Here is a 21,491-nt window from a genome sequence, read left to right on the forward strand (position 1 = left end):
GCCTCTTTCTGCTCCCCTGCTCCCCTAGCCCCTAATCCCTAATTCTCAAAATGGTTCAAATGTACTATAATTAAAAACAAAGTGCTGAAATTATTTAATTGTCTCCAAGGGATATTCCTGCGTTTAGAATAATTGAATGCCAAATTGCGTACTTGTGTTACCAAATCAATTTATAAAAGGCATTGACACTTTCTATCTATGTCTTACGAACCCTTACACCACAAGTATCGCCCAAAAAGTTTTGCTGAACTGGTGGGTCAAGAAGCGATCGCAACTACCCTCACTAACGCGATTCGCACAGCTAAGATTGCCCCCGCCTATTTGTTCACTGGCCCACGAGGTACAGGAAAGACTTCTAGTGCCCGCATTCTGGCTAAATCTCTAAACTGTCTCAAAAGTGACAAACCCACGGCTGAGCCTTGTGGTATATGTGATGTTTGCCAGGGAATTACTAAGGGATATTCCTTAGATGTCATTGAAATTGATGCTGCTAGTAACACTGGTGTAGATAATATCCGCGAGCTGATTGAAAAAGCCCAGTTTGCCCCTGTGCAGTGCCGCTATAAAGTTTATGTGGTAGATGAGTGCCACATGTTAAGTACCCAGGCATTCAATGCGCTACTCAAAACCCTAGAAGAACCACCGAAACATGTAGTCTTTGTTTTGGCGACAACAGACCCGCAACGAGTATTACCAACCATTATTTCGCGCTGCCAAAGATTTGATTTTAGAAGAATTCAGTTAGAAGCGATGGTCAAGCATTTAAGTGCGATCGCCTCTAAAGAAAACATTCAGATTGCTCTTGATGCTGTAACTTTGATAGGTCAAATTGCTCAGGGAGGCTTGCGAGATGCGGAAAGTTTACTTGACCAATTAGCGCTATTGTCTGGTGAAGTGACACCAGACAAAGTTTGGGATTTAGTGGGTTCGGTAAGCGAAAAAGATTTACTAGCGCTGTTAAATGCGATCGCTCAAGATAATCCAGAAGCAGTTTTAGATTGTAGCCGTAATATCCTAGATCGCGGTCGGGAACCATTAATTATTCTGCAAAATTTCGCTGCTTGCTACCGCGATTTATTGATTGCCAAAACAGCACCCAGTCGCCACGATTTGGTTGCTTGTACCAGCCAAACCTGGACAGCCCTAGTCGAGTTTGCCAAGCAATTCGATGTCAGTACAATTTTGGCAGGACAGCAACACTTGCGAGCTGCTGAAGTACAAATTAAAAACACTACCCAACCGCGTTTATGGCTAGAGGTAACATTACTAGGATTGTTACCAAGTGCAAATATTCAGCCCACAGCTACAGGGGTTTCGCCTAGACTAACTGCACCGTCAAGCAATCATCGCCCATCTCCACCTCCACAGTATCCAGCAGAGAAAGCAGCTTCTTCAACTTCTCCATCACAACCCAACCATAACGAAAGTCGTCGGGAAGGCACTTCGTCTCCCTCAGCATCTTCAGTAAATCACACCTTTTCTTCTCATAACTCAGTATCTCCGCCACCGGCAGAAAATGGATCAACTCCTCAGCCACCTGTTGAAGAAAAGCCATTCGTTGTACCTACACAGCACATATCTCCAGAATTGCCACCAGAAGAAGTTAGTGAGGTAAAGCACTCTGACTTGACCCAGGATTGGCAAAAAGTACTTGCTAACCTCCAGCCAATCTCAAGGCGAGAACTGCTGCGCCAAATGTGCTTTCTCATGGAGTTTGATGGTACTGCTGCTTGTGTTGGTGTTAAATCTGTATGGTATGACAAAGTTAAATCTGATTTACCTATGATTACGGCTGCTTTCCAAAAGACTTTTGGTCGTGAAGTCCAGGTCAGCCTAGAGAAAGGAACTTTGTCAAACTCCGCCGTACCAAGAAAAGATCCACCAAAAAACGGCTCCTCTAATATTCAGCAGCCATCTCCTTCTGGCTACAATAACCAGAATCAGCCATCAACCCCAACACCACCACCACAACCAACTTCAATACCCGCACCCGCACCCACACCTTTGCCACCACCTGCAAAAACCGAGTCGGTAGCCAGAAATGGAAGTGGAATACAAACTTTAACTCCACCACCAACTCGAACACTCCCCAATGATTGGGAAACTGATGAAGTGGCGATCGCAGCTCAGCGTCTAGCGCAATTTTTTGATGGACAAATTATCCGCCTCACAGAAGATGTAACAGAAACCTCTGAATCCATATCTACATCTGAATGGACAGATGAATCAGAAACAGATGATGAATAGAATCGCTATATGGTGAATCTGAAAGGCTTTAGCCTGAAGGGGGTGACAAAGGGGCTGAAGCAGAGCAAATAAAGGAGCGTGACCGTTTTGGGGTAAAAAAAGATAGGTCAGGTATTCTCAAAAAGACCTATCAAATGATAATGTTGCCTAAATTCTACCAAAACTGCTTTGAAAATCTAGTAAGGGGCTGCATTTTTGAGATCTGGTGAGAGTATAACCATTGTCTCGCTGGCGTTTGATGCCTTTATTGTAAGTGAGTAACCAAAAGTTTAGCGTTTGGGTGTAGCTTCACCAAATTTAATCAAAAAAGCGATCGCAATACTTACAGCCAAAATTAACGTCATACTCAAAGCTGAACCAAATCCCCAGTTTTGTGTAACTCCTAAAAACTGATTGTAAACTAATCGTGCTGCTGTCATACTTGAAGCACCACCGAGTAATTCTGGGTCGACAAAATCCCCTAATCCTGTGATTAAGACAAGCATTGAACCAGCAGTAATTCCTGGCAAAACTTGGGGTACAGTCACTTGATAAAAAGTTTGGATGGGATTTGCACCTAAATCGGCTGCTGCTTCTAGTAGCCGCTTGTCTAACTTTTCTAAAGAGGCATATAAAATTACCACCATGTAGGGTAATAAGCTGTAGCTCATTCCAATTAATACGGCTGGAATACGGTTCAGTAATTCTAAAGCAGGTAGGCCCAAACTAGTTAATAAACTATTTAATAAACCAGTAGGACGTAGAATAGTAATCCAAGCATAAGAACGAAGTAAAGAAGAAGTCCACAAAGGTAAAATAAAGCTCAGTAGCAGCAAATTTTGCCAACGTTTTGGTGCTATGACAGCTATCCAATAGGCAACAGGAAAACCTAAAATTAAACAAATTACTGTTGTAGCGATCGCCAGCCACAATGATCGTAAAATTACTTGCAGATAAAGGGGATCAAGTATCCGGATATAGTTACTAAATCCACTCGGATTCACTAAATCCCCCGGTCTAATATCTGGTACTAAACTCAACTCAAAAATTATTAGCGTTGGTAAGACTAATAAAAGTAACAACCAAATTCCAGATGGCGCAAGCAATATCAATGGTTGCAGCCAATTTAACTGCGGGTGATGCAATTTTTTTATTTTGGCAATATCATCTGGAGAATCGAGTTGAGAAGAACTATTTTTTGTAGGCACAAGCTTAATTTATGATTTCAAAACTAATTATTTTAGCCATTTATTATTCAACTACTAGTTAATTGAGTCCAGTAACGCTCATAAACGTCTTCAAACTCTCCCAAAGGAGTAATACGTTCGCACTTTTCTAGAAGTGCGGCTGGGGGGAATAAATTAACATCAGTTTTTATTTTATTTGGTAATTGTTCAAATCCTGCACTATTAGGTATAGAAACATTCATGCGCTGACTAATCATAGCAGCTACTTCTGGCTGCAAAATAAAGTTAATCCAGGCATAGGCTCCAGGCAAGTTAGGGGCTGTTTTGGGAATGACAATCGTGTCAGTCCATAACGAGGAACCACTACGAGGAATTACGTATTTGAGTTTAGGGTTTTCATTACTAACTCGAATTGCATCTGCTGAATAACACATCGCTAATAATAGATCTCCTGCCAAAAGTTGGTTTTGCCAAGCATCGGTGTCAAATGCTGCGATCGCTGGTTTAATTTCTGTTAATTTTTCATAAGCCTGTTTCACTTCGTTTTCATCTTTGGAATTATACGAGTAACCCAACATTCGTAAGACTGCACCCATTACCTCACGGACATCATTAAGCAATGTGATCCGCTTATTGAGTATTGTCTGATTTTGCCAAAGATAGTCCCAATCTTCAGGCGCATCTTTTAGTATTTCAGAGTTGTATATTAAGCCTGTAGTTCCCCAATTAAAGGGGATACTGTAGCGGTTATTAGAGTCGTAACTAGGATTCTTAAATTGGGTAAATAAATTATCTAGACCAATTAAGCGATCGTGATTTATTTCTGTTAGCAAATCTTTATCCACCATCTTCTGTACCATATAATCAGATGGATAAATGAGGCTATAAGTACCTCCACCTCCAGCTAACAATTTAGCTAGCATGACCTCGTTAGAATCGTATACATCTACAAGTACTTTCATACCCGTTTGGGCACTAAAAGTTTGCAATAATTGTTTGTCGGAATATTGTGTCCAGGTGTAAACATCTAGTCTGTCACTGTTACCATTCGTAGTAGTATTAGCTCTCACATCAGCTAGCCTCCAGCCACAACTAGTTAAAGACAAACTAGAAATTGCTCCTATCCATTGTAAAAATTGTCTTCTAGTAGTCATTAGTTAATAGTCTATTAGATATTACTGATTGATTTTATCTTTTTGTCACCATCCTGATTGCGGAATAAATATACGCTCAAACGCTTGTTTGCGATAACGTCGGTAAATATCGAAATCACTATCTAGAGTGGCGATCGCACTAATTTCTAACCGTTCTGAAATGGCAATTAGACTTAAATCCGCAAAATCTCCTGGCAAGTCTGCATATTGAGTATTTAGTTCAGCAATACGAGTGAAATCTTGTGGAAATAGGGGTACACATTCGTAGAGTTCCCTCGCCAGATCTAACAAAAATTCGTTTTGAGTCCGCCAATTAGAACTGAGTAACCACATAACCTCCGTAACACAGTTATGAGTAGTAATTAAGCGACTGGTACAACCTTCTAAAAAGCGACAAACTTCTAGGTGATAGTTGTCAGTAGCACTGTAATAAGCCGTTAAAATCCCACTGTCGATTAGGGTAAGGGGATGATAAGTCATGAGTGCCGATGCTTGAGATAATCAGCGATTGCTTGTTTTCGTGTCTCTCGTTCCGATAAATCAGGGGGTGCATCATGTAAGAGATGCTGAGGATGTCCGCCTCGTCTTTCAACAAACGTCCTGTCTAACTTGAGGGTTAACCATCGTTCTTTAATCAGACGTTTAATGAGTTCACTGCGATTGATATTTTGTTCGTGACTTAGAATATCGGCTAATTGTTGCTCGGTTTCAGGATCTAATCTTACAGACAACATTACTTGTATTACTTGTATGACATACACAGTAATTGTAGCCAATTTTAATAGCGATCGGTGAATTCTGTACTTGGTGAGGGAACTGAATTTCTAATTTTCTTAACAATTAACGGAACTTAAACAGAAAAACAAAGGGATGGTTAGGATTAAGAGAATATCAAGTTCGGGATAAAACCAGTCTCACTTGGCATTTTATTCTGGTTTTCTGTGCCTATACTTTTATTCTAATGATTTCCTCTTTTGTATACGACAATCACTCTATCTAAGTAAAGTTCATCCGTTACTACTGAGATAGTTCGTATAAGCTGTTCGCCTTGAACTTCAATGCTATCAGCTATTTTAGTGTCACCATCGTCGTATCTGAGCTTTTTTTTATTAACTTCATCGCTAGGTACAGCCCACGATGGCAGATCATCAACCAATAAGAAAACTTTAGAGTCATAGAAACTTAGATGACCATTAAACGGTATAACTTCAGACTCCAATACCCCTTCTTTGTCAAACCAATAAACTTTTGGAGTGCCCGTTCTTTCTTCAGAGAATTTACCATCTGATGAAATAGTTAAAGTAAGTCCTTCGGTCGCTTCTACCTGAGCAATTAAATTGTTGCTGTTACTATTCAACCAATTTTCGATACCATTCGGATCTGGTTCATCACCGAAAAATTTAATTTGGCTGTTTATAGAAATGCTTCCCGTTAACAGCCATATTCCAATTAATAATTCTATGTTCATAAGATTTTTTCTAATTATTTATTATGCTTACACCTCACTAATAAGTAAGTCAGCGTAAATAATTATCGTTGGGATAAAGCAATAGGGTTGAGAGCATCCCATTTCATTTTTATGGACATAGTTTGATTTTATTGTGTCAATTTACTTACAGATTGCTATCAATTATTGACTAATAGCTAAACAATCACTTTCTTCCCACCAAGCATAAATAGGCGTATCGCGTTCTGGTAAATTGCCAAAGGTATTCGGCTGTAAAACATTGATATTGGCACCATTTGTTAATTCCACAACATAATTAACATGGGTTCCCAAATACATCACATTAACTAGTCGTCCTTCAAAGCAATTAGTTGATAGGCTGGGCGAATAAAGCGACAGTTGAATTTTTTCTGGGCGCACACTTACCATCACTGCTTGTGATAATTCAGTTGGTGTATCTTCATGGCGAGTTACAACAATTGTGAGTCCGGTTTTAGTCATAATTTGCACACAAGAAGATTCCACAACAGCAATTTCGCCGCTGAATAAATTGGTATCACCAATAAAATCAGCTACAAATGATGTCTGGGGACGTTCGTAAATTTGGTTGGGAGTGCCGATTTGCTCAATTTTGCCTTGATTCATCACCGCAATGCGATCGCTCAAGCACAGCGCTTCCTCTTGGTCATGCGTCACCATCACAAAGGTTAATCCCAAATTTCTGTGTAAATTTGATAACTCAAACTGCATTTCTTTACGCAGCTTTAAATCTAACGCCCCCAAAGGTTCATCTAGCAGCACCACAGCCGGACGGTTGACTAAAGCCCTCGCTAAAGCAACTCGCTGCTGTTGACCACCAGAAAGCTGACTAGGAAACCGCGATCGCAGACTTTCCATTTTTACCAGTTTCAAAGCGTCTTTAACTCTGGTATCAATTTCTGATTTGCGTAATTTTTGCAAACGCAGTCCAAAAGCAATGTTATCCCACACATTCAGGTGGTTAAATAAAGCATAGCTCTGAAATACAGTATTCACGGGTCGACGATAAGGAGGGACATGAGTCATCGGCTGACCCTGAATTAATACTTTGCCAGCATCGACCCTTTCAAATCCAGCAATTAAGCGTAAAGTTGTTGTCTTGCCACAACCAGAAGGGCCTAAAATACTAAAGAATTCCCCCTGTCTAACATCCAAATCTATTCCATGTACCGCGGGTTCTTCGTTGAAAAACTTGAACACGCTACGCAGTTCAACATCAAGTGGCTGAAAAGCCGTTATCCCCCTCTGATTCTGCATGAAAGTTTGGGCCATAATCTTCAGTAGAATGCCGTGATTTTACGTGATTTTGTTGAGTTAATGTAGTTTATTAAGCTCGCTACATTTAACACTTTGGTTTATTGTATCCGTCAAAAACAATTGTTCAGGAATATACTTTCTCAATTGCTACAAGCTCACTATCTAGCAAATCGTCAATAAATTGTATAAAATCATACTCAAATTTTAGTAATATGAACCAACTCACTCAAATAAATCAAAAACTAAGACTAATAATTCCCGCATCCAGTACTGGAAACTAAATTAAATATGAAGTATAAAAGCTAAAAGTTCATTCTTCGTTATTTATTCTTATCCTGATAGCTTTTGTGCTAAATACTCAAACAAAATATTAGTGTAATTGTATACATATAATACTGGTGTGAAAATCTTTTTAATCTTATGGCTTTAATGCAACCATCTCCACTCAGTGGAAAAAAAAATACCCGCACAGTCGGTCGGAGTTTTCAGCCTCTATTTTTAATTGTATTTACTTTATTAATGACGACTGGTATTAGCGTTCGTTTGGCTTACCTACAAATTGTCGAAGGAGCAGCCCTCCGCAAGCGAGCAGAAGCGAACCGAGTTCGAGTGATTCCCAAACAACCAGAACGGGGTAATATTTTTGACCGCAATGGCAAACTTTTAGCCAGTACGCGCTATCCGCGTTCTGTATATCTATGGCCAATGGCACACACCAAGCCTTCGTGGCCAGTTGTGGGTCGGCGTTTAGAGAAAATCTTAGAAATTCCCCAAGAAGAGATAGAAAAGAAACTACAAGAAGCAGGAGCTAATTCTTCTTCACTAATTCGGATTGCTCGTGACTTGAACGAAGCCCAAATTACGGCAGTGAAAGAGTATGAAAATGAACTCAAAGATGTAGAAATACATACTGAGGCCGTCCGCTACTATCCCCACGGCAAACAACTAGCTCATGTGCTAGGTTATACGCGAGAATTAACCGCTGAGCAGTTAAAAGCTAGGGAAGAAGAAGGCTACCGCCTAGGAGATGTGATTGGTCAGATGGGAGCCGAAAAAGCTTATGAAAAGACACTGCGGGGTGAATGGGGTGGTCAGCAAGTAGAAGTTGATGGAGCTGGACGACCACTGAGAATTTTAGGAGAGAAACAAGCAAAGGCTGGCAAAGATTTGCATCTAACTTTAGATTTAGATATGCAAAAAGCAGCAGAAAAAGCTTTAGGCGATCGCGACGGGGCGATCGTGGCAATCGATCCCAAAAATGGTGCAGTTCTAGCAATGGTGTCTCACCCCACCTTTGATCCCAATATCTTTTCTAAGCAAAAACTCTCTCAAAAAGATTGGGAAACGGTACAAGGTGAAGACCATCCCTTGGTGAATCGTGCCCTCAGTGCCTTTCCACCCGCCAGTACCTTTAAAATTGTCACTACAACAGCAGGGCTGGAATCAGGTAAATTTTCTCCAAGCACAATGCTACAAACTTACGGTTCCTTAACTATTGGTGGGACTCGATTTGGTGAATGGAACCACAAAGGATTTGGCCCTTTGGGCTTTGTCGGAGCATTACAGTGGAGTAGTGATACTTTCTTTTATCAAATTGGTAGGGGAGTCGGCGGCCCAACTTTAATTGAATGGACTCGTAAGTATGGATTTGGTCAAAAAACCGGTTTTGAGTTCGCCTCAGAAGAAACCAAAGGTTTAGTGCCAGATGAAGCATGGAAGCAGAAAGTTTGGAAAATACCTTGGACTGTAGGCGATAGCATTAATATGTCAATTGGTCAAGGCGCTTTACAAACTACACCTTTACAAGTCGCTGTCATGTTTGCTGTGCCAGCTAATGGAGGCTACCGAGTTCAGCCACATTTGCTCAAAGACAATGAAACAGCCAAGAACTGGCGAGAATCATTAAACATGAAACCAGCAACCATCAAAGTTCTCCGCGAGGGACTGCAAAAAGTTGTATCGGAAGGTACAGGTAAAGCTTTAAAACAGCCGACAATTCCCCCAGTCGCAGGCAAAAGTGGCACAGCTGAAGCATGGAAGCGAGGCGTTAAACAAAATCATGCTTGGTTTGGTGCTTATGCCCCTGTGAATCAACCGGAGATGGTAATCGTGGCATTTGCTGAACATTCTGGTGGCGGCGGCGGCAGCATTGCTGCCCCGATGATCTTAAAAATTATGGAAGATTATTTCCAGCGCAAGTATCCAGGCAAATATCAGAAACCAGAGACTAAATAATCAAAATGCAGGTATAAGGGCGCACAAGTTGTGTGCCCCTATTATTGTGATATTGGGATGTTGGTAAAGCTGTACCGTGCATCTTGATAGTACAGTTTTGGGATGACTGTATATATACACATATAAAATAGTAAGGTGGAAATATTGTTTAATCTGACAATACCAATTGCTTAAATTTATCAGTATTCAGATGCCTTGTGTAGACATCCAACTGAAAATTAATAGCAAATTCTGCTCTGTAATCCAATTAAACTTACCTTTTTTATGCATCGATCAGCATCATCTTCATCCCAACCCCACCCAACACAATCGCTGGCTTTATCTTCTTTACATATTCGTCTAGAAGCTTTAGATAAAGAACATCAATGGTTACTGAAACAAATTAAGAGAAAACGGACTGAGTTAAATAACTTTGTCGAGCAAATGCGTTCTTTAGCTACAGAAATATTTCGTCGATGTAATCCTAGTTTCCAAAAATTGGCGGATATCGACCGAGAAATTCATACTCTGTTTGATGAAATTTTTACTACGAGAAAGCTTGGGAAACAAAGCAAAAAAGATATTGAAGGAGTTTACCGTAGCCTCCAGTTAGCAGGAATCATCAGTCAAAAATTCGAGTCTGAAGATGAAGATACAGAATTAGACGAATTATTTGAAAATAATGAACAAGAGCAGAATTGTTTTCAAGAACCTACCGAAAACAGCCATCAATATCAGGAAGCACAACAAGAATTAGAATATTCTAGCGCAAATAAAAATAATTCATCAAGAAAAGTTCGTCAGACTTTTTTAAGGTTAGCTGAAATTTTTCATCCAGATAAAGTCAAAGATGGCGAAACGCAAATGCGCCATACAGAAATTATGAAGGAAATCAATAAAGCTTACCAAGAAGGAGATTTTGCTCGTTTATTAGAAATTGAGCAACAACATCAATTAGGTGCGTCTATTGATAGTAATAATGAGGATGATTTAACCCGCAATTGTAATCGTCTAGAACAAGAAAATGAATTTCTCAAAACTCAATATGAAAACTTGAAACGAGAACTACGCTTAGTAAAAAATACACCAGAAGGAGAAATGGTTTCTGATTGTCGAAAAGCTGCTAAAGCAGGTATAGATCCGATGAATCAGGTATTAGAACAAGTTGAAGCTCAGATTCAAGTTATTGCTTCTATCCGCGATTTTGTCAAGGATTTTCAAGAGAAAAAAATGACAATCAAAGAATTTATCCGTGGGCCAGAAATTCTGCGTTCCTTGAACCGACAAATGATGGAAGAAATGCTGGAGCAGATGCTTGAAGAATTAGGTGAGATTGTAGTGTTTTGAACTTTTAGCCACAATTGAATGCAATAATTGAATACTTGCCCTATATATCCATAAAACTTTCTTAAAAAAATGAGGTAAATAAGTTTTTAATCATACATTGATTTAACAATTTGTTTTTGCAATTGGGAATGAACTATCAATCTGGGAACGAGTATTTACACGACATGCCGCTAATTTTGGCGGGGCCAATGTTACAACATACAGAACCTGAATCAGTTACGGTCTGGATTGCGCTCCAACAGGCTTGTCAGGTAGAACTCAAGGTTTACGACACCACGAATAACGGTACAGTGTTAGGTGATTCTTTATTCCAGGGAAGACGTTCTACCATTGCCCTCGGCAAATCGCTACATATTGTTGCTGTAACAGCTCGCTCTTTAGATATGTACCGCCTTAGGAGCGATCGCATCTACGCTTACGATCTCCAATTCATTGACCAGACTGACCAAACTCAGCAAACGTTACAGCAAGCTTTATGTTGCAACCGCTTTCCTACGGTCAACATCAGCTATTTTGCCCACCAAAAACCAACGTTTGTCTTACCGCCTAATAATCTCCAAGATTTGCGAATTGTGCATGGTTCCTGTCGCAAACCCCACGGACATGGGTTTGATACACTACCTATTCTCGATTGCCTGATTGAGGAAACTGCCAGTCAGCCTCGACAACGCCCCCATCAATTGTTTTTGACTGGCGACCAAATTTATGGAGATGATGTCGCGGAGCCGCTATTGTGGGTTTCTAGTATGCTCGGTGACGCATTGTTGGGTTGGGAAGAACGGCTACCAGTCACTCAAAAACAGCCTGGAGATGTTGCTTATTACACGCCAAAGCAATTACCTCCCGGTGATCGGGCTGATGTGGTAACTCACCAAGGTGGCTTCACCGCAGGATTAGACAATAAGCGCGCTAAGGTTGTTAGTCACCTTCTGAGCCTGGGTGAGTATTATGCATCTTACTTATTAATTTGGTCTCCAGTGTGCTGGCCAAATGCTTTTCCTCAGGGACGGGAAATGATGAGAACTCGCAAAGCAACTCGCCAGTGGGATCAGCAAGTTCAAAATCTCCGGCAATTTATTCACACTCTTTGGAAAGTCCGCCGTGCCCTGGCAAATATTCCCATGTACAGCATCTTTGATGACCATGATGTCAGTGATGACTGGAACCTCAACCAAGCTTGGTGTTTGCGGGTACTGGGACAACCCTTGGGTCAACGAGCTGTACAAAACGCGCTGTTAGCTTATGCAGTTTCTCAAGCATGGGGCAATACACCTTGGCAATTTGAAGCCGAGCAATCTGGTGAAAAACTATTAGCGGCGGCTCATAAATGGTCTGCTTCTCAAGGAACAGATACTGCGGCTTATGAGGCGATCGCTCGTTATGTGGGAATGCCACCCAATAACGCCCACACTGGCTTACCTGAGTTTGTCCCAGATGGTTCAGTGTTGGTTTTAGATCGACATCCAGAGGCACTTACTTGGCACTATACGGTACGCAGCAATTGCCATGAAGTGATTGTTTTAGATACACGTACATGGCGGGGCTACCCTGCCGAACAAAAACCCACAGCACCACCAATGCTGTTATGCCCACAAACCTTTGAGCGCCAACTCTCCGTACCTTTACAACAAGCATCTGGGATTCCAGCCACAATGGTGATTGCACCGACAAATGTGTTTGGTTTAAAAGTAATTGATAAAATTCACCATTGGCAGTTGCAACGCGATAAAGTGTTTGCCACGGATGTTGGAGATGCCTGGAATATTAACTCCAAAGCATTGGCGAAATTTCTGACAACTTTATTTGAACAACGCCAAAAAATAGTAGTTCTATCTGGAGATATTCACTACAGTTCAGCTGTTCGTTTATCTTTTGCAGGTACTTCTGGAAATTTGGCAACCCAATCAGTCTTAGTGCAGTTAACTTCGAGTGCAATGAAGAATGAAGAAACTATTACTCGCATCCTGCATACACGACTAAAACACTGGCTATTGCCCGAAAAGGTACGACATTGGATAGGATGGCTCAATCCGCCCAATATGGTAGAACAAAGAGCTAAAAAATCCCACCGTGCCCAAATGAAACCAGATTGGAATTGTGCCCTGGAATGGATTCCTCGGCAAAACATTCAGACTCCCAACTTTGGCGATCGCATATCATGGCTCAAGACTCCCCGACAAACCGCCAAAAACGAAAAATGGCAATGGTTACAGCAGTTAATGTTCTGGAAATATCCTTGGTTTCAAGATGGACGAGAAGTGGTGGGAGTCAATAATTTGGGCTTAGTTCATTTTGAATTAACAGACACTAATAATTCTTACAAAGTTATGCAAGATTCGTACTGGTTTTCTTGCTGGTATCCTACCCAAATTGTTTATAGTCGCTTCGAGAGCCAACTATTGCCTAATCAATCTTTATTACCTATAGAGATGAATTTGAGGGCTTAATTCATGGTATGAAAAAGCAGCAAATATTCCAAATTTTCATTAATTAACTTTTCTTAGAGATTATTTATAAAGTACATCTTAAGTAAGATGTGTTAAAGCTTTAGCCTAATGCTTATTTTATTCCCTTACTAGCTTAAAATATATGTTTATTCAGCAATAAATAAGCAGTAAGCTTCTTGGTTTTTATATTCAAATATGGAATTATTACTAATCATGGCTGAAGTCAGCCTTGTAATCGTCGTTTTTTTGTTAGTTAATTGGGTTGTGGGCAAGGTATTTAAGCTATTTTTGAAAGACTCTGTAATTCAAAATGAAAAAAGAAGTATTAAAACTTTGCGTCGAAATATTAAGGGTTTATTGATACTCGTTTGCTTAACACTATGCATTCTGATTGTAGTTGCTAATGGTTTTCTCCTTTATCGAGGCGAGAACCTCCAACAATATACACTTTTGTTGATTCGTCGCATTCCACCAGGATTTTGGATAAGTTTAGGAATTGGTATCGCTCAAAGCATTGGTCTTTTGATTTTAGCGGCGATCGCTTTAAAATTTGTGCGTTATTGGCTGAAGGTAGCTAACATTCGTGCTAAAAACATTGAACAAAACACTGCCGACGATCAAAGTATTGATACGTTTTTTAATAACCTCAACAATATTATTACCGCTGGTATTTGGCTGTGGGCTGTCATTTGGTGTAGCAAGTTTCTCAAAGTACCACTAGTGGTGTCTGAGTATTTGTACATCCTATTACGAATTTATTTAATCATTGCGATCGGCTTACTCATACCTAAAGCAGTTACTGCTATTATTGATAGCCTAGATGCTCTCAGTATAAGATATTCCAGTCCTGAGAACCTGCTGAGGTTCTATGATCACCTCCGACATCTCATCCCTTTTTTAAAAAGGTGTCTGGAATTTGTGATTTATGTCTGCGTCGCAACACTGGTGATCCAGCAGGTGCAGCTAATTGCTAATATCGCAGTTTTCGGGCCTCGAATCGTGAAGATAATCGGTATTATCTTCATCAGTCGTGTTTTGTTTGAGGTTGTTTACTTACTGGTTGAAGAAGTCTTATTTAAAGACCAAAATCTAACTGAGATTCAAACCAGCAGACGACGCACCCTCGTACCTCTTATCCGTAGTTTTTTACAATATCTAGTTTACTTTGGTGCTACTGTCTCTATTCTCTATACCCTTGAAATTAATCCCACTCCTTTATTAGCTGGCGCAGGAATTGTTGGTATAGCTGTGGGTTTTGGGGCTCAGGCACTAATCAATGATATAGTCTGCGGCTTTTTTATTCTATTTGAAAACTATTACTTAGTAGGTGATTATATCCAAGCTGGGAAAGCCGAAGAAAAATTTGTAGAGGGGGTTGTAGAGGCGATTGAACTTAGAACTACTCGTATTAGACACCCAAATGGTCAATTGCAGATTATTCATAATGGCGATATTGGCTCAGTTACCAACTACTCCAAACAGTATATTTTTGCAGTGGTGGAAGTTAGCGTGCCTTATAACTCTAACTTGGTTCAGGTGTACAAAGTGATTGAAGAAGTAGGAGAACAGTTAAAAGCAAATAACCCAGATATTATCGAGCCTACACAGGTGGATGGAGTAGAAAGCCTTGGAGAAGTTCACTTATTGCTCCGTACATTGACGAAGGTTAAGCCAGGAAAGCATCTTCAGCTCCAACGCGTTATTCGGAAGGTTTTTATGAATGCTTTACAGCAAGAAGGAATTACAATTCCCGTTCGGGTTGAAAGTGCCGAAAATTAAAGTTGGGCTAGTCTGAACATAGATGGCAGCAAACTAGGAGCTAACCAAAAAGCATAACCAATAAATCCAAATAGCAATGTAATTAAAGCAGTGATCACATAGCTAATACAAATTAGTAAACCATCAGCTTCGATGGTAGCAACTGCCAAAAGTAAAATACCTACAGTAGGGATGGGATTGGTAAAGGGAATTGGCGAAATTAACAATATTGTCAACCAAGAGATGCAAAGCCCATTAATTCGCCAAATTAAAGGATTTTTGGCTATCTTTTTCAGTCGGGGACGAGCAATTTTCTCTAAGATTTTGGTAAGACGTTGCAGATTCTGTAAAAGTAGTTGAGCAAAAGGGCGAGGAAATTTATAACGGGAAATTCTTCTAGGTAGCCAAGGCGATCGCCTGCCCAAAACCATCTGCACTGACAACAGCAAACAAGCCCCACCAAAAGGCCCTGTTAATCCCGGTGGCATGGGAAGCAAAAAAGGCAAAACTAATAATGCGATCACCAAGCTGAAACCCCGTTCTGAAGTTTCTGCCAGAATCTCGCCGAGAGTCAATTGCTGTTCCGTTAAACGTTGCAGCAAGGACTTAATTTCTTGAGAAAATCTCAAATGCATTTGGCGTGAGTTGATGTGAACTGCCACAATACCCAACTGAAATTAAATATACAAATATAAGTATTCATACAAATGCACCCACAGCTATTTCTGATCATATCAAATTGTTATTTACTGCAGACATAGCTTCAATGATGAGACATCAGCTATACTTCAAAACTCAACATTCAAAACGTTTCAAATGGCGGCACCAAAATAGCTAGAGCATTTGGTACAACACGGAAATGGGCAGGTGTATATGTCGTAATTTCACCATCAGTATTGATCGGACGTGGTTTACGGGTAAAAATCTCAATATTCTGCCCTTGAATGGCACGGACACCCCGGCGATAAATATGTCTTCCTTGTCGCATCGCTGGAAGTAAGGGTATAATTTGCCACCAATGCTCTATCTCTAAGCTATACAGGTCTAATCTTTGATCATCGATTGTCGCATCATGAACTACTGCCATACCGCCGCCATAATAGCGCCCATTACCAACAGCGATTTGTACAGTTTTTACATGTAAAGATTTACCGTTGATGCGAATTTCTGCACTAAAAGGCCGAGATTCCCAAATCACTTGTAATGCAGTAGCAGCATAAGCTAATATTCCCCAACGGCGTTTAACTTCTTTGGTAAGTCGCTGAGTAATCTTTACGCTCAGTCCTAAACTAGCAACATTAAAAAAGTATTTGCCGTTCACCAATCCTAAGTCAACGCGGCGTAGATCTCCATAAGCAATCACTTTACAAGCTTCGTTTAAAGAATTAGGAATTCCTAAAGTCCTCGCCAGATCATTAGCAGTTCCTAAAGGTAAAATTCCCAGAGGTAATTGGACTTCAACTAAAGCATCTACTGCGGCATTGAGCGTGCCATCACCACCACCAACAATTACCAAGTCAACTTCATGCTGATAGCGGAGTATCAATTCAGAAATATTTTTGGGATTTTCTATTGATTCTTCAACCACATTAAAGCCTAATTGTTTGAGACAATTAATCGCTTCCGAAAGACGCTTTTCTCCTTGACGAGCATGACGATTTATTAATAGTAATGCGCGGGAACTTATGGGTAGTGCCCTTTGTAGTCTATACGTCCAATTTTCCGCGTCCATATACTGTACTTGCAGTTGATTAACAAAAAGTGTTGAGGCTGTGATGAAATCTACCAATAATTTCGTTTATCAACGGTGATTATTTCGTGATATTTATTATTTTTGAACTTATTTATTTTTGCTAGCGAGCGCTCTTGCTATACGCAGACAATCAAGTGATTGCTCACAACATCGCTTTAACTTGGATATTTTATTTTTCACACAGGGATTTATTCTTATATTATAGGGTTAATCAAAAACTAAAGTTTTGCAGCTATAGGTATATATTTGTAGATCAAATTTATAAATATAGTAGTAATAGTTACAAATATTTAAAATTGACTTACTGTTATAGTGATTATTTATGTCAAGTCTTTATGTGTCAGATTGATGATTGTCCACGAATTTCACATAATGGTTGATATTAACCATTCACTTTTATGAATGCTAAAGAGTATCAATTAAAGCCTGATTATTGAGAGGTTAAAAGTCAAATTTAAACGCAAATGGACGTAGCATATTGCTTTAAGCTCATCCCTCAAGTTGGCGCATAAGAAATTTTGTGGATATGAGGTTATTGATTGTAGCGTTTTCTACCCTGAAAAGAGTTGTCATTAAAAAAGGTAAAAGTAGCAGGTGAAATTGTGTCCTTTGAACTTTTACCTAATTTCTAATTTTTCGTTGGCGATCGCATTTATAGCTTTGAAAGGTTCATCTCAAATACTGTAAAATTATTTTTAACAATTCCTAATTGTTATCTTCTTGCAGCTTTTCTTGAAGTTTGTCATACTTTTGAGTTTGAATATCAGCAGAAGAAGAATTTTGCTTCATCTCTAAGGTTGGTACTACGACAGCAGGAGGATCTGACCGTTTTGATTCCGCAGATGGCGATGCTGGTATGATTACAGGATTCGATTGCCTTAAAAACTGGGGTGGGGTTGATTCTTTATTAGAAGAGGGTGAAGTCTTTTCTGATGATGATGCGGGGGAAGCACTACGAGAAGAACGAATTGCCCGTAGCCTTTCTACTAATGATGGTGTAGGAGAAACTGAGGGTTGCTGAGAATTACGGCTTGGCGATTCTCCTGAATTAGATTGTGATGATTTTTCTGTAGAATTACTGCTATTTGTAGATTCTTCTTGTCTTCCAGAAAGATTACGCCTGCGTCGTCTAGAAGCCGAAGTGGACGCAGATTCACTTGTGGAATCAGTTTTAGTATTTTGTGTAGTGTTATTTTCTTGACTAGGTAATGGTGTGAAATCAATAGTAGGTTTTTGTCCAGCAGAGTCTATTTGGCGCTGTTCAAACAAAGGTTTTGAAGGTGACTGTGGCTGAAAACGAGAAAACAATGTCGTAATGCCAAAGCCTGCTATAGCAGCAACAAGGGCTACACCTGTACCCAGAAATACCTTAGACTTTCCTAGTTTCTTGCTAGATGTCGAATTTTTTGGTTGTGATTTCCCTTTAATACGGCTTCCAGGTAAATTTTTTCGTTGCTGCTGAGCAGATAAATTGATAGTTGCCACTGACTGAGTAGGTACTACTTGAGGTGTAACATTAAATCCAGTTCCAGGTAGTAATTGCAGCCACTCGGCAACAGTCGCCGGACGAAAGCGAGAATCTACAGCCATACCACGCATGACGGCTTGATTGACTGCTGCACTCAGGTGGGGTTGTAGTTCACGGGGAGAAGGCATTTTTTCGCGATCGCGCAACAAGGCTGGCAAGGGAACTTGTGCTGTCAACAAAGCATATAATGTTGCTGCCAACCCATAAACATCTGTGGCGGGTGTGCGCGGTGCTTGGGTTAGGTACTGTTCAAGTGGAGAATAACCCTCAGAAACCATACCAGTATGAGTTTGTCTCACACTGCCGTTAAATTCTCTGGCAATGCCAAAATCAATCAGCACTACTTCCTGAGTTCCTTGGCGAAGGATGATATTATCCGGTTTGATATCTCGGTGTAGCAGACCATTGTTGTGTACTACCTGCAATGATGCCCCGATTTGACGGATGTAATGAATTGCTGTTGCTTCTGGCAAAGGTATGGCTGGCAATACGAAAGCATTTCCCAAGGTTTCGCCAGGAATGTATTCCATTACCATGTAAGGCAGTCCATCTTCCACAAAAAAGTCGCTGACTCGGACAATATTTGGATGGATACAAGTAGCTAATCGTCTGGCTTCATCTTGGAATTGGCGCTCAAACTTGGCAAAATCAGGATGTTGTCGTAACCTTTCATTAATGGTTTTCATCACTACATCCTGACCTAAGTAATGATGAGTAGCCTTAAACGTAATGCCAAAGCCACCGCGCCCTATTTCTTGAATTAGGGTATACTTTCCACCCTGCAAAATTGTGCCTGCTAGCATAGAGAGTTTTAAGTCCTGATTCCTGAGTGAGCAGAGAAGTACTAATTCCTAAGTTTTCAGTGACTTCCAAACAATAAAGCTTTCCCAGATATTTTATAAGGCAGGCACTCATAAGGTTTGTATACCTGTCTTCAGGGACGATTTATTTTTTGGATCTCCCGAAGTGGAAAAAACCTCCTGATTCTCGCAATAGCTTTATCTTTTTCATAATACAGTAGGGCAACAGTAATGCCCATCGATGTTAAGTCAAGCTGTCAGTAAGCTTGTGTTCAACACACTTACCAAGAGGGGGTAAGGGGTAAGGGGTAATACCAATTCGCAATTCGCAATTAAAGAACTTAGATGCAGCAAAGTTTTCAATGGTTAAATCTGTATCATATTTTTAGTGAAATGATATGAGGGGTAAAGGAATTAAAGTTAAAACTTTTCCCCAGATGGTATAAAGCCCGCGAAGTCTGCCACATGGAAGATTCCACGTGGCGAGCTTCGCGCGAAGCTCTTTGGGCAGAATCCTCTGTCCGGAAGACTTCGCCTATTTTTAAACATGGGGTTCCCTTTCCCCCTTTTCCCTTCTTCATTTTTTCTGTGTGCGATCGCTCTATTTTTAAGATACTCGTTATGAATATCGGAGAACTTACTTATTGGTGTTTTTTTATACATTTTTTGTATATATTAGAAGCAAATTATACTTATTTGTTTAAATAACCTTTACGGTTGATAGTTATTAATGCTACAACCAATTTAAGAAAAATTTTGCCATAAAGCTTTGGTGCATCTAAAGTTAGCCAAATAAAATCTACGTATAAACGTTTGAGGTAACTAATGCGCTCAATTAAAATTTACGTGTTTATTCTTAGTATACTACTAGCCAATTGTTCTTATCAACTTCTACCACCTAACTCATCTTTAGCAAAATCTACACCGAATACAAACCAAACAGCCATTCCGACTTTGTTGGCAAAGGCAAGTTACCTCTCACCATTAGAACAAGAAGTGATAGCAGAAATGACCAAGGTGCGGACAAATCCCCAAGCATACATCCCCATCCTTGAAAATTATAAAAAGCGCTTCCAAGGCAAGCATGTTAAATTATCTAGCACTAGCTATTTAGTAACTCAAGAAGGTGTAAAACCAGTTGATGAGGCGATCGCTTTTCTGCGGTCAGTCCGTCCTATCGGTGCATTAGGCAAATCTAAGGGTATGTCTTTGGGTGCTAAAGATCATGTTAAAGATCAAGGGCCAAAAGGTGCAACAGGTCACTATGGCAGTGATGGCAGTGATCCCTTTAATCGCATTAGTCGCTATGGCAAATGGCAAACCACCGCTGGCGAAAATATCAGTTACGGGCCAAATACTGCCCAAGATATTGTCATGCAGTTAATTGTTGATGATGGAGTACCGTCACGCGGACATCGCAAAAATATCTTTAACAGTGCTTTCAAAGTCGCTGGCGTTGCTTATGGAACTCATAAAGTCTATAGAACAATCTGCGTAATTACTTATGCTGGTGGATATCAAGAAAGATAGGTTAAATCGTAGAGACGGTGATTTATCGCGTCTCTCTAACCATCAAAATGATTGTGACTACTTTCCGAAAACTTTTACTCATACTGTGGAGCTAAATGCATATTGATTTTTAGCTCCTCAACCGTGAGGTTATTGATGCAAAGACTACAATTTTGGAAATTTTGGCCGGAAGTGACTCAAAAAGGTGCTGAGAACTTAGCACAGAAAAATACTATCTCAGTGTTGGAACACCAGGTGATAGCAGAAATGAATCAAGTGCGGACAAATCCTGCTGCATATCTCCCAATTTTGGAAAATTATCAAAAGCGCTTCCAAGGTAAAAAAGTCAAAATCTCTGAGTTTGTGTATTTACAAACCCAAGAAGGAGTAAAAGCAGTTGATGAGGCGATCGCCTTTCTCAAGTCAGCCCGTCCGGTGGCAGTATTAAGCTTATCTCAAGGTATGTCTTTGGGTGCTAGAGATCACGTTAAAGACCAAGGTGCAAAAGGAACTACAGGTCATAATGGCAGTGATGGCAGCGATCCCTTTACTCGCATTAGCCGCTATGGCAAGTGGGAAATTACTGCTGGCGAAAATATCAGCTATGGTTCGAGTACAGCCCAAGATATCGTCATGCAGTTAATTATTGATGATGGAGTCCCGTCACGCGGTCATCGTCATAATATTTTTAACCCCGCTTTTAAAGTCGCAGGAGTTGCTTTTGGTATTCATAGCACATACAGGCAGATGTGCGTGATTACATACACTGGAGGATATATAGAAAAGTTACTCTAATCAAAAATTCTTATAATCGTTGTGTTATCG

At 40.2% G+C, this 21,491-nt stretch carries 16 protein-coding genes; 7 read left to right on the forward strand and 9 right to left on the reverse strand.

Going from position 1 to position 21,491, the window contains the following annotated elements:
- Positions 1–198 precede the first annotated feature (198 nt).
- The gene (locus I8751_RS26195; protein WP_214442021.1) at positions 199–2,247 is read left to right on the forward strand and encodes a DNA polymerase III subunit gamma/tau; all 2,049 of its coding nucleotides are present in this window, start codon (positions 199–201) and stop codon (positions 2,245–2,247) included.
- A 269-nt stretch (positions 2,248–2,516) separates the two neighbouring features.
- On the opposite strand, the gene I8751_RS26200 is transcribed toward I8751_RS26195, so the two are convergent.
- From I8751_RS26200 to I8751_RS26225, 6 genes are all read right to left on the reverse strand, one after another.
- Positions 2,517–3,434 (reverse strand): ABC transporter permease, encoded by a 918-nt coding sequence (locus I8751_RS26200; protein ID WP_214442022.1) that lies wholly within the window; start codon positions 3,432–3,434, stop codon positions 2,517–2,519.
- A gap of 47 nt (positions 3,435–3,481) precedes the next feature.
- Positions 3,482–4,567: a polyamine ABC transporter substrate-binding protein gene (locus I8751_RS26205; RefSeq protein ID WP_214442023.1), complete on the reverse strand. Its 1,086-nt coding sequence runs from the start codon at positions 4,565–4,567 to the stop codon at positions 3,482–3,484.
- 45 nt (positions 4,568–4,612) lie between these two features.
- Positions 4,613–5,047: a type II toxin-antitoxin system VapC family toxin gene (locus I8751_RS26210; RefSeq protein ID WP_214442024.1), complete on the reverse strand. Its 435-nt coding sequence runs from the start codon at positions 5,045–5,047 to the stop codon at positions 4,613–4,615.
- Positions 5,044–5,301 (reverse strand): hypothetical protein, encoded by a 258-nt coding sequence (locus I8751_RS26215; protein WP_214442025.1) that lies wholly within the window; start codon positions 5,299–5,301, stop codon positions 5,044–5,046. Before I8751_RS26215 ends, I8751_RS26210 begins: the two co-directional genes overlap by 4 nt.
- A 224-nt stretch (positions 5,302–5,525) precedes the next feature.
- Positions 5,526–6,035 carry a hypothetical protein gene (locus I8751_RS26220; protein ID WP_214442026.1) on the reverse strand — a complete coding sequence of 170 codons (510 nt, stop codon included), beginning with the start codon at positions 6,033–6,035 and terminating at the stop codon, positions 5,526–5,528.
- Positions 6,036–6,197: 162 nt separating this feature from the next.
- Positions 6,198–7,325 carry an ABC transporter ATP-binding protein gene (locus tag I8751_RS26225; protein ID WP_214442027.1) on the reverse strand — a complete coding sequence of 376 codons (1,128 nt, stop codon included), beginning with the start codon at positions 7,323–7,325 and terminating at the stop codon, positions 6,198–6,200.
- 405 nt (positions 7,326–7,730) lie between these two features.
- Here I8751_RS26225 and mrdA point away from each other — a divergent pair, with 405 nt between their 5' ends.
- From mrdA to I8751_RS26245, 4 genes are all read left to right on the forward strand, one after another.
- Positions 7,731–9,545: a penicillin-binding protein 2 gene (gene mrdA / locus I8751_RS26230; protein ID WP_214442028.1), complete on the forward strand. Its 1,815-nt coding sequence runs from the start codon at positions 7,731–7,733 to the stop codon at positions 9,543–9,545.
- A gap of 264 nt (positions 9,546–9,809) precedes the next feature.
- Complete coding sequence (locus tag I8751_RS26235) at positions 9,810–10,871, forward strand: J domain-containing protein (protein WP_214442029.1); 1,062 nt, start codon at positions 9,810–9,812, stop codon at positions 10,869–10,871.
- Positions 10,872–10,999: 128 nt separating this feature from the next.
- Complete coding sequence (locus tag I8751_RS26240) at positions 11,000–13,318, forward strand: alkaline phosphatase D family protein (RefSeq protein WP_214442030.1); 2,319 nt, start codon at positions 11,000–11,002, stop codon at positions 13,316–13,318.
- Positions 13,319–13,513: 195 nt separating this feature from the next.
- Entirely contained in the window at positions 13,514–15,097 is a 1,584-nt protein-coding gene (locus I8751_RS26245) for a mechanosensitive ion channel family protein (RefSeq protein ID WP_214442031.1), read from the forward strand.
- Here the strand turns inward: I8751_RS26245 and I8751_RS26250 are convergent.
- The 3 genes from I8751_RS26250 to I8751_RS26260 form a co-directional block, all read right to left on the reverse strand.
- Positions 15,094–15,711, reverse strand: coding sequence for an exopolysaccharide biosynthesis protein (locus I8751_RS26250; RefSeq protein WP_214442057.1), 618 nt, complete (start codon positions 15,709–15,711; stop codon positions 15,094–15,096). The genes I8751_RS26245 and I8751_RS26250 overlap by 4 nt on opposite strands.
- A gap of 167 nt (positions 15,712–15,878) precedes the next feature.
- Positions 15,879–16,808: a lipid kinase gene (locus tag I8751_RS26255; protein ID WP_214442032.1), complete on the reverse strand. Its 930-nt coding sequence runs from the start codon at positions 16,806–16,808 to the stop codon at positions 15,879–15,881.
- Between the two features lie 726 nt (positions 16,809–17,534).
- Positions 17,535–19,160, reverse strand: a complete 1,626-nt coding sequence (locus I8751_RS26260) for a serine/threonine protein kinase (protein WP_214442033.1) — start codon at positions 19,158–19,160, stop codon at positions 17,535–17,537.
- Between the two features lie 822 nt (positions 19,161–19,982).
- Here I8751_RS26260 and I8751_RS26265 point away from each other — a divergent pair.
- Positions 19,983–20,687, forward strand: a complete 705-nt coding sequence (locus I8751_RS26265) for a CAP domain-containing protein (RefSeq protein ID WP_214442034.1) — start codon at positions 19,983–19,985, stop codon at positions 20,685–20,687.
- A 135-nt stretch (positions 20,688–20,822) separates the two neighbouring features.
- On the forward strand, positions 20,823–21,461 hold the full coding sequence (locus I8751_RS26270) for a CAP domain-containing protein (RefSeq protein ID WP_214442035.1): 639 nt from the start codon (positions 20,823–20,825) through the stop codon (positions 21,459–21,461).
- The last annotated feature ends 30 nt before the right edge of the window (positions 21,462–21,491 follow it).

This window comes from Atlanticothrix silvestris CENA357 (assembly GCF_016056295.1).
Lineage (GTDB): Bacteria > Cyanobacteriota > Cyanobacteriia > Cyanobacteriales > Nostocaceae > Atlanticothrix > Atlanticothrix silvestris.